Source organism: Aeribacillus sp. FSL K6-8394, assembly GCF_038008865.1.
Taxonomy (GTDB): Bacteria; Bacillota; Bacilli; order Bacillales; family Aeribacillaceae; genus Aeribacillus; species Aeribacillus composti.
The window spans coordinates 1,351,171-1,364,511 of record NZ_JBBPAA010000001.1; the positions used below are offsets into that span (position 1 = coordinate 1,351,171).

A 13,341-nucleotide genomic window follows, 5' to 3' on the forward strand; every position below is an offset into this window, starting at 1 on the left:
CACCAGGAAAGGATATTTTCAAAACTATGATTTCTGCTCAATTTTTCTCGTGGATGATGTTTCTCCATGTAAAATCTCCCCGTTCAAGCCCCTTTACTAATATTTCCGCAGTGCCCATATTGGTTGCCAGGGGGATTGCATACACATCGCATAGACGGATAAGGGCAGAAACGTCCGGTTCATGAGGCTGGGCAGTCAGCGGGTCGCGAAAAAAGAAGACGGCATCCATTTCGTTTTTCGCGACTAATGCACCAATTTCTTGGTCGCCTCCAAGCGGACCGGATTGGAAGCGGTGAATTTTCAGTCCAGTTGCTTCCTGTATTCTTAAGCCTGTTGTGCCTGTTGCAAATAAATCATGCTTTTCTAATATATGTTTATAAGCAATGGTAAATTGAACCATATCGTCCTTTTTCTTATCGTGAGCAATGAGTGCAATCTTCATATATTTCCCCCTCATTCAATAATGTTTTCCAACCCGTAAACGAGCGTATCGATCTTCATCACCGTTTCAACGGAAAGCTTTACTCCTGACATAAAAGACGCACGATTATAGGAATCATGGCGAATTTTCAGCGTTTGACCGTCACCGCCAAACAAAACCTCTTGATGAGCCACTAACCCTGGAAGACGAACGCTGTGGATATGAATGCCATTCCATTCGCCGCCTCTTGCTCCTTTGATCGTTTCCTTTTCCTCCGGATGTCCTTGCTTTTTATTTCCGCGAACTTCATAAATCATTTCAGCCGTTTTGATTCCAGTTCCAGAAGGTGCATCAAGCTTTTTATCATGATGCATTTCGATGATCTCAACATCAGGGAAGTATCTGGCCGCCATTTTTGCAAATTTCATCATCAGTACAGCTCCAATCGCAAAATTTGGCGCGATAATTGCCCCGATTCCTTTTTCTTCCGCTAATTTTCTCAATTCCTGCAAGTCTTCTTCCTGAAAGCCGGTAGTTCCCACTACAGGGCGGACACCGTGCTCCAGCGCAAGCTTTGTATGTATTTTTCCAACCTCTGGTGTTGTCAAATCAATCAACACGTCTGGCGATGTTTCTGCAAAGCATTGTTCAGGGTTTGTATAGGTGCGGACTTGATCTTGAAACCATTCGCCATCATTTATTTTGTCTATTACAGCTGAAAGTGTAAAATGCTCTGTTTCATTTACCAGTTTTACTGCCTCTTGCCCCATGCGTCCTCTTGGACCGGCAATGACGATCTTAATTTGTTCCATTATTCCATCACCTTTCTATTTTTTTGTCCATCTGTTTCGATCTCTAGTTTGAAATTTATGCATGACGCGATCGTGCGCCTTCTCAAGATCAATGTTTAAAGAATTGGCCAAGCAAATGATGACAAACAATAAATCGCCAATTTCCTCTTCAATTTCTTTCTCTTTCTCCGTTTCTTTTTTTGGCTTTTCCCCATAGTAATGATTAATTTCTCTTGCAAGCTCACCAAGCTCTTCTGTTAATCGCGCAAGCATCGCCAGCGGGCTGAAATAGCCTTCCTTAAATTGGGATATGTAATCATCTACTTCTTTTTGCAGGTCTTTAATTGTTTTACGTTCCATTAGGCAACCACCTCATTTGTCTTCTCTTTCATGTTAGCTAATTCCTTACCATTTGACAATGAAAAGAAATGTCGATTGAATTGTAACATACAATCTGATCCATTATAATTAAAAACATCGAAAAAAATAGGAGGTGGGAGTTTGTTGCCTTTTAAATTGAAAAACCTTTTTTTTATATTGCTCGGATCCGCTATTTTCTCGTTTGGACTCGTTCATTTTAATATGCAAAACAATTTAGCTGAAGGCGGTTTTACTGGTATTACGCTCCTTTTATTTTTTTTGTTTCAAATCAACCCCTCTATTTCCAATCTTGTATTGAATGTACCCATTTTTTTTATTGGATGGAAGCTTTTAGGGAAGACGACTTTTTTGTATACATTAATTGGAACGATTTCGGTTTCGTTCTTTTTATGGATTTTTCAGCTGCATCCATTTCATATTCCTCTACATGAAGATTTAACATTGGCGGCTCTGTTTGCAGGAGTTTTCATCGGCGTTGGACTAGGGATTATTTTTCGCTATGGCGGAACAACAGGTGGAGTTGATATCATTGCTCGTCTTGTTTATAAATTTTTCGGCATCAGCATGGGAAAAACAATGTTTTTATTTGACGCGTGCGTGATCACTTTATCGTCCATTTTTTATTTATCCTATCGCGAAGCCATGTACACATTAGTGGCTGTTTTTATCGGAACAAGAGTCATTGATTTTATTCAGGAAGGTGCCTATAGAGCAAAAGCAGCGACCATCATATCGGAGAAACATGAGGAAATTGCCGAAAAAATCATGAAGGATATGGATCGCGGAGTGACCATTTTAAAAGGACAAGGTTCGTTTACAAAACAGAATCGGAATATTTTATATTGCGTCGTTGCCAAAAATGAATTTGTCAAGCTGAAACAAGTTATTACAGCTGTCGACCCTCATGCGTTTGTTGTCGTCAGCGACGTTCATGATGTACTCGGTGAGGGCTTTACCCTTGATGAAAATAAAAATCCGATTGAGCACTAACGCGTTTCTTGTCGTCAACGATGTTTATGATGCTCAAGAAGGATTTACCCTTCATGAAAACAAAAACTTGTTTAAGCACTGACAGGCCAACATATTCGTTGGCCGCACTCTAGTTCTCTTTTCTTTTATCTGTTTTTTCTCCTTTGTATTTTTTCCATCCTGTATAAGCTAGTGCAATAAAAATGACGCTGCCCGTTGAAAACATCACCCATAACAGCGATGGATCTGCTTCGTCGTTTTTGACGCGATCAAAAATGTTTTTTAAGTCTTTTTCGATTTCCATCATATGCTTCTGTCTTGTCTTTTTCGAAATTTCAAAAAACATTTTGTCGTTTACTGCTGAAATATGTGTTTCAATCTTATCAATGTTTTTGCTGTCAACATCAACGGTAAGGCTTGGATAAATAACGGAATACAGTGACAAAAAACGATTCCACTCATGCTGAAAAGCCGCCCAATCCTCTTTTTCCATTTCCGTTTTTAATTCTGCAAATGTCGTCATGATCGGTTCTTCCATTGTGCTCCAGAGCGGCTGGTGTTCAGACAGAATTGCATCAACAACAAGCCGGAATTGAGTGACTTTGTCGATCCGATCTTCATAGCTCATTCCATCGTTCTCAACGGCATCCAACGCTTTTTCGTAAGAAGCAGAAATGACCCGAAGCTCATTAATTGATAAACGGTTTTCAACATTATTTTCTTTAAATTCGTTTTCAAGAAATAATAACAGCTGCTTCGCTTCATCAAACTTTTTTTGCTTTGAAAGCTGCCACGCATAGTTCGTCATGACATCCAATGTTTCCCAATTGTTTTTTTCTTTTGCATTGATCGGTATTTGAAGCAGGAAAAAAAGCAAGAGAACAATCAACGTACTGATCCATTTTTTCATTCTTGTCCCCCCTATAACTACTAGTAATAGTTATTCAAGAGTGGACAAGAGTAGACCATGTTTCTTACAATTCTTTCAATTCAAATTTGTATGTTTGATTTTTTATAACAAAAAAATAAGCGATCGCAATGGAAATAATACTCAGCCAAAACGTAAAGTAACCGATTAGCGCAGAATATTGATTTAAAACGCTATATTGAGGCATCATATCAAACACGTAATCAATAATTTCATTGTGAAGCGTCCATATGGAGGCCAGCATCAAGTGCTTCATTTCAAACCGATAATACGGTGCATACAACAGCCCTTCTATTGCCATTCCTAAATGGGACAAAATGAGCATCATTCCGTAAATGGATAAAACACCCGTTTCCAAATATACAAACAGGTTCATGGCAACCGCCCAAATTCCATATTTAAATAGCGTAATCATCGCTAGTGCTTCAAACAATTTAAAATGCTTTCCAACAAGAAACCCAATCAAAACGAAAACAAAGAACAAACTAGCGGTTGGACTGTCAGGAACAAACGCAATAAACTGTGGCGGTGTTTCGGAAAGCTGCTGTTTATACCAAATATAACCATAAATTGTTCCTGCTGTATTGATTAAAAGCATCAAATATAAAAATGATCGCTGCCTTAATAAAAAAAATAACCAACCCATCCAAGTTCACTCTCTTTTTTTAAAAATTTTTTATATAAAAAAAAGCTGACAAATACGATGTCAGCTCTTTTTATTTCGATGTAACACTAGAAACAAACTCTGCTAATACTTTCAACTCTTCATCCGTACCTTTAAAGATTCCAGGAGGCATGCTTCCTACGCCTTCTTTAGCAATTTTCGCAACTTCTTCCGGAGACAATCCGTTATCAACTAAAGAAGGTCCAGCCGCTCCGCCTTGCAGGTTATCACCGTGGCAGGAGACGCAGCCTTGTTCCTGAAATATTTTGTATCCTTCCGAATTTGTATCAATTTTAGCTTCCGCTTTAATTTTCCCTTGTTCCTCTTTTAATTCCCAGTCCGTATGCTCAACCGACTCCCATGTTAAATAAACGATGGAAGCTACAGCTAGCAGCATCATTCCTACAGCAACCGGACGCTTATGCGGACGGCGTTCTGGCCCGCGATCCAAAAATGGAGCAAGAAGTAGCGCAGAAAATGCCAGTCCAGGTATTACGATTGCACCGATAACGGTATAAGGACCTGATGCATAAGAATATTTTAAAAGCTGGTATAAAAATAAGAAGTACCAGTCAGGAAGCGGTATGTAACCAGTATCCGTAGGATCTGCAACCCGCTCAAGCGGTGACGGATGGGCAACGGTTAAACATAAAAAGCCAATTAAAAAGACCGCGCCAACTAACCATTCTTTTAAAAGAAAGTTGGGCCAAAAAGCTTCAGTTTTTCCTGGGTATTCGGAGTAGTCTTTCGGTATGTTCGGCTTTCTTTCAGCCGACACACGAGAGTCTCCAACGAACTTCATACCTTTTCCGCGATGCATTGTTTCCCCTCCTTTGTTAAGCGGTTCGCCACGAACAACTTACTAAAAAAGAATAAGCCGGATTTTATAGCGGACCTGAAATCCCTTGTTTGCGAATCATTAAGAAGTGAGCTGCCATTAATCCGAATAATGCAGCAGGCAAGAAAAATACATGAATCGCAAAGAAGCGAGTCAATGTTTGCGCACCGACAATTTCGGAATGCCCTGCAAGCAAAATTTTGACGTACTCTCCAATAAGCGGTGTCGATTCAGCAATCTGCAAGGTAACTTTTGTCGCAAATAACGCTTTCATGTCCCAAGGCAATAAATAGCCTGTCAAACCTAAACCTAGCATAACGAAGAAAATGAGTACACCGACAATCCAGTTAAGCTCGCGTGGCTTTTTGTATGCTCCTTGGAAAAATACACGTAAAGTATGTAAAAACATCATGACGATGACTAAGCTTGCTCCCCAATGGTGCATACCGCGAACAATTTGTCCGAACGCCACTTCATTTTGCAAATAATAGACAGACTCCCATGCATTTTTAATATCCGGCACGTAATACATCGTTAAAAACATGCCAGACAACACTTGAATCACTGTAACAAAAAACGTCAACCCCCCAAAGCAGTATACAAATGCTGAGAAGTGATGGGCTGGGTTAACATGTTCGGGAACTTCATGGTCTGCGATATCGCGCCATAAAGGGGTGATATCTAACCGTTCATCAACCCAATCATACAATTTGTTGAGCACTTATTACGCCCCCCCTCTTGGTTTAGCTTTTCCTAAATATAAAAATCCATCTTGAATTTTGTACTCATATTCATCCAGCGGAGCAGAAGGCGGTGTTCCAGGGACATTGTCGCCGTTTTTCTCATACAATCCTCCGTGGCAAGGACAGAAGAACATGTTAGGGTTTGATTTATCCCCGTTCCAGTTTACTGTGCAGCCAAGGTGTTTACAAATTGGAGAAAGTGCAACAATTTCTCCTTTTTCATTTTTATAAACCCACGCGGATTTTGGCTCTTCAGCTTCATGCCACGCGTCCTTCTGTTTAATGGTAAAGTCAACGCGTGTCGGTTCTTCTTTAATGTCTGATTCCTTTACATTTGTATTAACAAATTCTCCAGCTGCTTTCGGCTGCAATACAGGATCTACAGCGAAACGAACCATCGGCATGAGCATGCCCGCAGCCATAAAGCCGCCTACACCCGTTAGCGTATAGTTTAAAAATTGACGTCTTGAAACACGGTGTTTATTCTCGCTCATCTTTTTCCCCCCTCTATCTCAAGCTAGTCCATAATGGACATATACAGAAACATATAAAACTAGGACATACTCATGATATATCAATCTTTGTAGAAGGTCAATATAATCATATCGTTAGAAACAAGGGATTGAAAGGGTTTTTAGGTTCGATTCCAATATTGTAATAAAATGTTCATAATTTGTTCGATTTGGTCCTGAACAACCTTTCGCTTTACATCCTGATCCATATGTTCTATTGGGATTGACGGAATCCATATAAATTCATCACCTTCTTTGCGCCATCTTTCTTCACATGTTAAAAAAATTACATGCTGAAAATGCTGTTTAATCGTATCTTTCCACTTTTTTAACAGTTTATCCAAATCAATGTCGTCATTTTTTAAAGAAACAAACGGAGGCAACAGCATGATCCGCCCCTTTAACTGCCGTTCAAGCTCCTGTGAAACAATTGTAATAAAATCTGCTTTTGACGCACTTCTTTTCAGTTCCTCATCAAAAGATACCGATAGGATAGGAACAACTGCAGTATCAACGTACTCCCTTGATTGAAGAAAAGAATCGATATCAACCATTTGCCATTTCACTGATTTCAGCCCCTATTTTTTATTTTTCCTTACTCATTATAAAACTGATAAGCAAAATAAAAAAGCAATGCTGTACACATTGCCTAACATCCTAAATTGTTCAATTGTTTTACAAGCTTTCGAAACGTCTCTTCATCGTGAGCATCCAACGCTTCATCAATTAAGCGGAGGAGTTTTTCTTTTTGAAATTTTTTAATTGACTCCTCCAAAATTTTTTCCGCAAGCAGCCGGTCTTTCTCATTTCTTTGCATATCTTTAGGCAAATATGGATTTTCAACTAAAACGGCAGCATATTCCGGGGAACGGTATTGAGCGCGAAAGTTTAACTGGATATACAAGTCTTCATCTTTATTCAAGCGAATATCGTGAAAAGACTTTTCTGCATCTGTTGTCATCACATTTTCTTTATAAAATCTAAACGGAACATCGTCCACACAGTGGGTGGACATGACCATTCCCCTCGGACAAAATTTGGCATGCTCTACAAAGTGGACGTTTTCCATTAATGAATCATGGCTCATTAAATAATTTAATATCCATACGCATTCCCGTCTTTTCAACTGATAATGATTTAAAAACCAGCGAATAAATTCTTTCTTCTCGTTAACAGAAACAGGGGCTTTCATCTTTAACCCTCCTCTGCTTTCCATCTAATTCAAAAATTCAACATAGTTGCGTTGAATTCCTTCCAATTCCGCCTAAAAATTGTCCTCCAATTCGAGCAGCATATTTTCATATTCAATGTTGCCTGGATCAAGCTCCAGCGCTTTTTCAAAAAGCTTCCTAGCCTTTGCCCGCTCCCCTTCTTCAAGCAGAAAATAAGCGTAATTCTCCAAAAATTCCGGGTCTGTTTTAAAATTATTATATGCACTTTCATAATGCTTTAATGCCTTTTCGTACTGTTCGGTGCGATGATAAGCGATCGCTAAATTGAAGTCAAAATGAGGATCATATTCTTCATGTCTTTCCACGATTTCCGTCAACATCTCAATCGTTTCCATATATTTGCCTTGGTTTAACAAAACTCCTGAAAGTGTTATGATTGCTTCTATATAACCCGGATCCAGCTCCAGCGCTTTTTTTAACAATTTTACTGAATTGTCTACATCTTTGAGCTTTAAGGCAATTTTTCCGCCGAATAAATAAAGCTCTTTATTAAATGGATCCTCCTGTAAACCTTCTTGAACAATTTGAAAACTTTTTTCCACCATCCCTTCCTGTTCATAGCTTTTGGCCAAATATAAATATAGTGAGTGGTAGGTAGTGTCCAATTCCTTTATTCGTTCAAATTGTGCAATCGCTGTTTTTGTCTGGCCTGCATTTAAAGCTGTCATCCCATAAGCGAAATATGTGTCCAAATCCTCTTCTTCCACCGCTTTCTCAAAATAAGCAAGGGCTTCTTCAAATTCACCGCAAGCAGATAAAGACTCGCCTATTCGTTTATGAATATTTACATTCATTATATTTTCAAATTCCTCTAGGACTACTCTATAAAAGTCGATTGCTTGACGATATTTTCCGAGATGAAAATAATGCTCGGCTAATGCGAAATCAATTACTTTCTCTTCAGGCAACCTTCTCTTTGCTTCCTTCAGCTTTTGTTCGCTGACTTCATATAAGCCTTGCAATTGATACAAATCAGCCATAAGAAGAAGGGCTTGCGGATATGATTCATCCTCTTGATCAATTTCATTCAGCAGATCAATCGCTTTTTCTTCATCGTCAAGCTCAATGTATATTTCCGCCAAAAAAAGAGTGATGGCAGATTCATCAGGGTATAACTGCGACAGTTCCTCGGCTATTTTTAGCGCTTCATCTGTCCTGCCCCATTGAAAATATTTTTCCGCAAGCTCAAACTTTTCTTCATCATTTAACTCTTTTTCAATGGATGAAAGTTTTTTCAATCCTTTTTCCACTTGGCCGCTTTCAACCAATTGAACGGCTTCGCTCATTTTTTTATTCAACCTAAAACTCCCCTTCTAAATTCAGTACTTGTTTATTGGCTGCGAATACATATTGAAGCGTCCTGGTGCATTCAGTTGCACTTCTTTTCCGAACCCTGGTTTATAAAATATTTGTTCTCCTGCTTTCAAAACGCTTCCGTTGTGAACGATCACTTCTGGGTTATGATTATAATAATCTAGATAATTATTTTCTTCAACTAAATCGATCATCCAAAATAAATTATAATCAACATTGCTTCCGCATAAAATTTCGCCGCGAATCGGATAAAGACCAATTTTCATTAATGCTTCTTTCGTAAGTGGGACACCGTTTTCAGGACATTCTTCCAATGATGGCAATTTATATTTTTTTACAATTTGCCGCCATTTGCTTTTCAACTGATGGAAGATGGATTGATCTTCTGAAGAAAAATGGGGAAAAATTGGAGTTTGCTTTGGAAATAAAGTCTCACGAATCCATTCCCATGGAACATCATCAAGCTCAGCAATCTGCTTAATTTCCACGATAATCACAGTAATTTTTTCTCTTTTTAGCATTCTGATGATTGAAGGGGTCAGCCGTTCGATTGGGATTTTTGCAGCGATCGCATAATCGATCGGCGAATTCATCATCACTTTGCGAATATGTTTTTTCTTTTCATCCCATTGTCTTTCAAACGGCAAATCAACAGCAGCAATTAAAAAAGTGCAGCCTTTTTGGATCAAATTCTTCACATATAATTTGAATGAATGGCTTTGGTCTAAATATTGAATGTTTTGATCAAGCATGACAAAGCCCGGTGTCATGAAATAGGACGATCCGTCCATTTTCATAAATCGAAACTGATCTAATTGCTTTTCTTTAAAACGAAACTGATTTCCGTCAACGAGTATTGAGCGCGTCACAATTTGATTGTCTTCCATTAAACGAATTTGATCAATAATATATGCCATTTTCCCACCTCAATAGCTTTTTTAGACAAGCTATGAAAAGGTTGATAAAAATATGACAAAAACCATCTGACAAACTCAGATGGTTTTGGAAAGCAAATTCAAATGGTCAAAAAAAGCAGGATAGGATACACTGACTGCCTCGTGCTGCATTAATGCCACAGGTTCTTCACAAATAGTGCTGGCAATCGCGAGCATCATGCCGATGCGGTGATCTCCATGGCTGGAAACATTCGTTCCTCCTTTCAGCTTTGTTTTTCCGCAAATGATCATTCCATCGTTTGTAGCTTCAATATCCGCGCCAAGCTTTTTCAGCTCGCCGACAACTGTATCAATTCTATTTGTTTCTTTTACCTTTAATTCTTCGGCGTCTTTAATAACTGTCGTTCCTTCAGCCTGTGTCGCAAGAAGGGCAATGATCGGAATTTCATCAATCAGTCTCGGAATCAGCTCTCCTGAAATTTCGATTCCTTTTAACTCTGATGTCCTGATCGATATATCAGCCATCGGTTCGGCAGAATCTAATGTCGGTATAATCTCGATTTCTGCACCCATATTTTCTAAAACATCTAAAATCCCTGTTCTTGTTGGGTTAATGCCGACATTTTTCAGCCTGATCGAACTGTCCGGAACAATGGCTCCCGCAACAAGGAAAAAAGCAGCGGAAGAAATGTCACCAGGCACATAAATATTGGCGCCTTTTAATGTTTGTCCTCCCTCTACCGAAACGGTCAAATTTTGTTTTTTCACATGGACGCCAAAGGCTGACAAAAGACGTTCCGTATGATCTCTTGATTGATACGGCTCCTCAACTGTTGTGGTTCCATCTGCTTGAAGACCTGCAAGCAAAATCGATGACTTCACTTGAGCACTCGCTACTGGGGATTTGTAATAAATGCTCTTTAAATTCCCGCCGCGCAAAGACAACGGGGTAAAAGATCCGTTATTCCGTCCATCAATATGAGCTCCCATTTGTCTTAAAGGAGCTGTTACACGATCCATCGGTCTTTTCGCAATTGACTCATCCCCAATAATGCATGCATGAAAAGGACGTCCCGCTAAAATGCCCAGCATTAATCTTGTCGTGGTGCCTGAGTTCCCAACATTTAAAATGTTAACAGGTTCTTTCAGTCCGGAAAATCCTTTCCCTTCAATTGTTACATTCGTTCCTTCCTGTTTGATCGACACCCCCATCTCTTTAAAGCATGAAATGGTGCTTAAGCAATCCTCTCCAGTTAAAAAGTTTTGAATAGTTGTTTTTCCTTCCGCAATTGCCCCAAACATAACCGCCCTATGGGAGATCGATTTATCGCCGGGAACTTCAATAGTTCCATTCAGCAAATGTTTTTTTGTCAAGACAAGCCCTTGATTCATATCTGTATCACCCCAACTACAGTATATATGTTTCATAATTCGTGTAGCGATCAATGCATTGTTTCGCCTTCATCCGGTCTTCATCCGACTGAAAGCTGATGCGCAAAACACCAAAAATTTCTTCACGCGTTTCTAAAATTCGAATATTTGTTATGCTAATTTCCTCTTTTGCTAAATAACCGGTAATTTCAGAAATAACACCCGGATAATCCGGAACATCGACATAAAGGTCATAAAAGGACGGAATGGCTCCTTTTTCCCTTTCAGGCAATCCGTCTCGATATGTCTTCGCTTTTTCAAAATATGTATAAAGCTGTTCTTTATCGAGCTTCTCAATGAATTGTTTAATTTGCTTCATTTCTTGAATCCATTCATCAAATAACTCGATTAATACATCATGGTTGTGAACAATAATATCGCGCCACATAACCGGGTTGCTTGACGCAATTCGGGTAATGTCGCGAAATCCTCCGGCCGCAAGCCGCTTAATAATTGGAAACATTTCTTCTTTCTTTTCTGCCTGATGGACGAGGCTTGCCGCGATTAAATGCGGAAAATGGCTAATGACCCCGGTAATGGAATCATGTTCTTCAGGTGTCATGACAATAAATTGCGCTTTTGTTCCCTTTAAAAGCTTTTTTAATTGTTCTATTTTTTCCGGACGTTCGTTGCTGCCAGGCGTTAAAATATAAAACGCATTTTCAAATAAATGAGTTTTCGCTGCCGCAACGCCTGATTTATGTGAGCCCGCCATTGGGTGACCGCCAATAAATGTTACTGTTTTCGGCAAAGAAAAGCTCGCATGATCGACAATTTTTTTCTTTGTGCTGCCGACATCAGTGATAATGACTCCTTCTTTCAAGCTTAGCTCTCCCAAAAACGTTAAAACGTTCAATGTTTGTTCAACGGGAGTTGAAATAATAATAACGTCCGCTGATTCAGCGCCTTCCTTAATAGATTCCGCTGATTGATCAATGATTCCCAATTTTTTTGCCATTTGCACTTGATCATTTTTTATATCATATCCAACCAATTGAACCGATGGATGTTCTTTCTTAATTGCACGCGAAATCGATCCGCCGATTAAGCCAAGACCAATGATAAAAACTTTTTCCACAAAAAACCACCTGTTTCTGCTTTTTGGTAAAAAAAGAGGTGAGCGTTCACCTCTTTTAGGAAAGTAGTTCCTTTAAAGTTTGAATCAGTGCTTCATTTTCCTCTTCTGTTCCGACAGTAATTCTCAGCGATGTCGGAAATCCGAGAGCTTTTCCTGACCGGACGATGAATCCTTTTTCAAGCAGCTGTTGAAAAAGCTCATCCGCATCCCTTTGAAAATCTATTAAAATAAAGTTCGTTTGCGAAGGGAAGTACTCAAGACCAAATTGTTCACAAAAATCATAGTATTGTTTGAGCCCTTCCCGGTTCAATTTTTTGCAGGTTTCGATAAAAGTTTGATCGTTTAGCGCTGCAATAGCAGCCTTTTGTCCAAGACGATTTGTATTAAAAGGTTCCCTTGCTGGCTCAATTAAGCGGATGAGTTCTTCATTTCCAATTCCATATCCTACTCGGAGTGCAGCTAGGCCGTATGCTTTTGAGAACGTCCGTAAAATTAATAGATTTGGAAATTGATCCAATAAGGCGACTGAATTCGGATAATCTTCCGCCGTCACATATTCGTAATACGCTTCATCAGATACGACAAGGACATCCTTCGGCACTTTGTTTAAAAAATTAATAAGCTCTTCTTCACTTATGTAAACTCCTGTAGGGTTATTCGGATTGCATAACCATACAATTTTTGTTTTGGAATCAATAGAGTCTGCCATTTTATCCAAATTGTGCCGCCCATCTACAAGTTCAATTTCGCGAATTTCGGCATTTTCGATCACCGCATTATGCCGATATTGGGAAAATGACGGTGACGCCATTACGGTATTGAAGCCTTCGCTCAAAAGTGAACGTGACAGAATTTGTATAATATTATCTGATCCGTTTCCGAAAATGAGCTGATTTTCTTTTACGCCAACATGCTTTGCCACCTGTTTTCGCAGCTCTGCACTATAGCCGTCAGGATAGATCGCAAGAGATTCAAGCTCTTCTTGTATCGCTTGTTTCACTTTATCAGAACAACCGTACGGGTTTTCGTTTGATGCAAGCTTGATCACCTTTGTTAGACCAAACTGTTCTTTTACTTGTTCAATTGGTTTTCCAGGTTCGTATGGTTTCAGCGACTTTAACTGTTCTTTTACCTCCAACCTTA

General features: G+C 39.3%; 16 protein-coding genes. 1 reads left to right on the forward strand and 15 read right to left on the reverse strand.

Features of this window, described 5'->3' with window-relative positions:
- Nucleotides 1-37 precede the first annotated feature (37 nt).
- From mgsA to NSR00_RS06290, 3 genes are read right to left on the reverse strand one after another with little or no spacing between them, the layout of a single operon-like run.
- The gene (mgsA, locus tag NSR00_RS06280; protein ID WP_063388558.1) at nucleotides 38-442 is read right to left on the reverse strand and encodes a methylglyoxal synthase; all 405 of its coding nucleotides are present in this window, start codon (nucleotides 440-442) and stop codon (nucleotides 38-40) included.
- 11 nt (nucleotides 443-453) lie between these two features.
- Nucleotides 454-1,233, reverse strand: a complete 780-nt coding sequence (dapB, locus tag NSR00_RS06285) for a 4-hydroxy-tetrahydrodipicolinate reductase (protein WP_094246121.1) — start codon at nucleotides 1,231-1,233, stop codon at nucleotides 454-456.
- A 15-nt stretch (nucleotides 1,234-1,248) separates the two neighbouring features.
- A complete protein-coding gene (locus NSR00_RS06290) occupies nucleotides 1,249-1,572 on the reverse strand; it encodes a nucleotide pyrophosphohydrolase (protein ID WP_063388560.1) in 324 nt (107 codons plus the stop codon).
- A 141-nt stretch (nucleotides 1,573-1,713) separates the two neighbouring features.
- Here NSR00_RS06290 and NSR00_RS06295 point away from each other — a divergent pair, with 141 nt between their 5' ends.
- Nucleotides 1,714-2,583 (forward strand): YitT family protein, encoded by an 870-nt coding sequence (locus NSR00_RS06295; RefSeq protein ID WP_094246122.1) that lies wholly within the window; start codon nucleotides 1,714-1,716, stop codon nucleotides 2,581-2,583.
- A gap of 109 nt (nucleotides 2,584-2,692) precedes the next feature.
- Here NSR00_RS06295 and ypjB read toward each other — a convergent pair whose 3' ends face one another.
- The 12 genes from ypjB to hisC form a co-directional block, all read right to left on the reverse strand.
- Entirely contained in the window at nucleotides 2,693-3,472 is a 780-nt protein-coding gene (ypjB, locus tag NSR00_RS06300; RefSeq protein ID WP_063388562.1) for a sporulation protein YpjB, read from the reverse strand.
- Nucleotides 3,473-3,536: 64 nt separating this feature from the next.
- A complete protein-coding gene (locus NSR00_RS06305) occupies nucleotides 3,537-4,136 on the reverse strand; it encodes a DUF1405 domain-containing protein (RefSeq protein WP_327856242.1) in 600 nt (199 codons plus the stop codon).
- 70 nt (nucleotides 4,137-4,206) lie between these two features.
- The gene (locus NSR00_RS06310; RefSeq protein ID WP_063388567.1) at nucleotides 4,207-4,974 is read right to left on the reverse strand and encodes a menaquinol-cytochrome c reductase cytochrome b/c subunit; all 768 of its coding nucleotides are present in this window, start codon (nucleotides 4,972-4,974) and stop codon (nucleotides 4,207-4,209) included.
- A gap of 64 nt (nucleotides 4,975-5,038) precedes the next feature.
- Nucleotides 5,039-5,713 (reverse strand): menaquinol-cytochrome c reductase cytochrome b subunit, encoded by a 675-nt coding sequence (gene qcrB / locus NSR00_RS06315; protein ID WP_063388568.1) that lies wholly within the window; start codon nucleotides 5,711-5,713, stop codon nucleotides 5,039-5,041.
- Nucleotides 5,714-5,716: 3 nt separating this feature from the next.
- On the reverse strand, nucleotides 5,717-6,229 hold the full coding sequence (locus tag NSR00_RS06320; protein ID WP_063388569.1) for a QcrA and Rieske domain-containing protein: 513 nt from the start codon (nucleotides 6,227-6,229) through the stop codon (nucleotides 5,717-5,719).
- Nucleotides 6,230-6,369: 140 nt separating this feature from the next.
- Nucleotides 6,370-6,813, reverse strand: coding sequence for a YpiF family protein (locus NSR00_RS06325; protein WP_063388570.1), 444 nt, complete (start codon nucleotides 6,811-6,813; stop codon nucleotides 6,370-6,372).
- Nucleotides 6,814-6,896: 83 nt separating this feature from the next.
- Entirely contained in the window at nucleotides 6,897-7,439 is a 543-nt protein-coding gene (locus NSR00_RS06330; RefSeq protein WP_340787694.1) for a ReoY family proteolytic degradation factor, read from the reverse strand.
- A 72-nt stretch (nucleotides 7,440-7,511) separates the two neighbouring features.
- Nucleotides 7,512-8,777 (reverse strand): tetratricopeptide repeat protein, encoded by a 1,266-nt coding sequence (locus tag NSR00_RS06335; protein WP_340787697.1) that lies wholly within the window; start codon nucleotides 8,775-8,777, stop codon nucleotides 7,512-7,514.
- 21 nt (nucleotides 8,778-8,798) lie between these two features.
- The gene (locus tag NSR00_RS06340) at nucleotides 8,799-9,710 is read right to left on the reverse strand and encodes a hypothetical protein (protein ID WP_340787699.1); all 912 of its coding nucleotides are present in this window, start codon (nucleotides 9,708-9,710) and stop codon (nucleotides 8,799-8,801) included.
- A gap of 75 nt (nucleotides 9,711-9,785) precedes the next feature.
- Entirely contained in the window at nucleotides 9,786-11,081 is a 1,296-nt protein-coding gene (gene aroA, locus NSR00_RS06345; RefSeq protein WP_340787701.1) for a 3-phosphoshikimate 1-carboxyvinyltransferase, read from the reverse strand.
- 16 nt (nucleotides 11,082-11,097) lie between these two features.
- A complete protein-coding gene (locus tag NSR00_RS06350; protein ID WP_063388575.1) occupies nucleotides 11,098-12,198 on the reverse strand; it encodes a prephenate dehydrogenase in 1,101 nt (366 codons plus the stop codon).
- 55 nt (nucleotides 12,199-12,253) lie between these two features.
- The gene (gene hisC / locus NSR00_RS06355) at nucleotides 12,254-13,336 is read right to left on the reverse strand and encodes a histidinol-phosphate transaminase (RefSeq protein WP_066251925.1); all 1,083 of its coding nucleotides are present in this window, start codon (nucleotides 13,334-13,336) and stop codon (nucleotides 12,254-12,256) included.
- Between the last annotated feature and the right edge of the window lie 5 nt (nucleotides 13,337-13,341).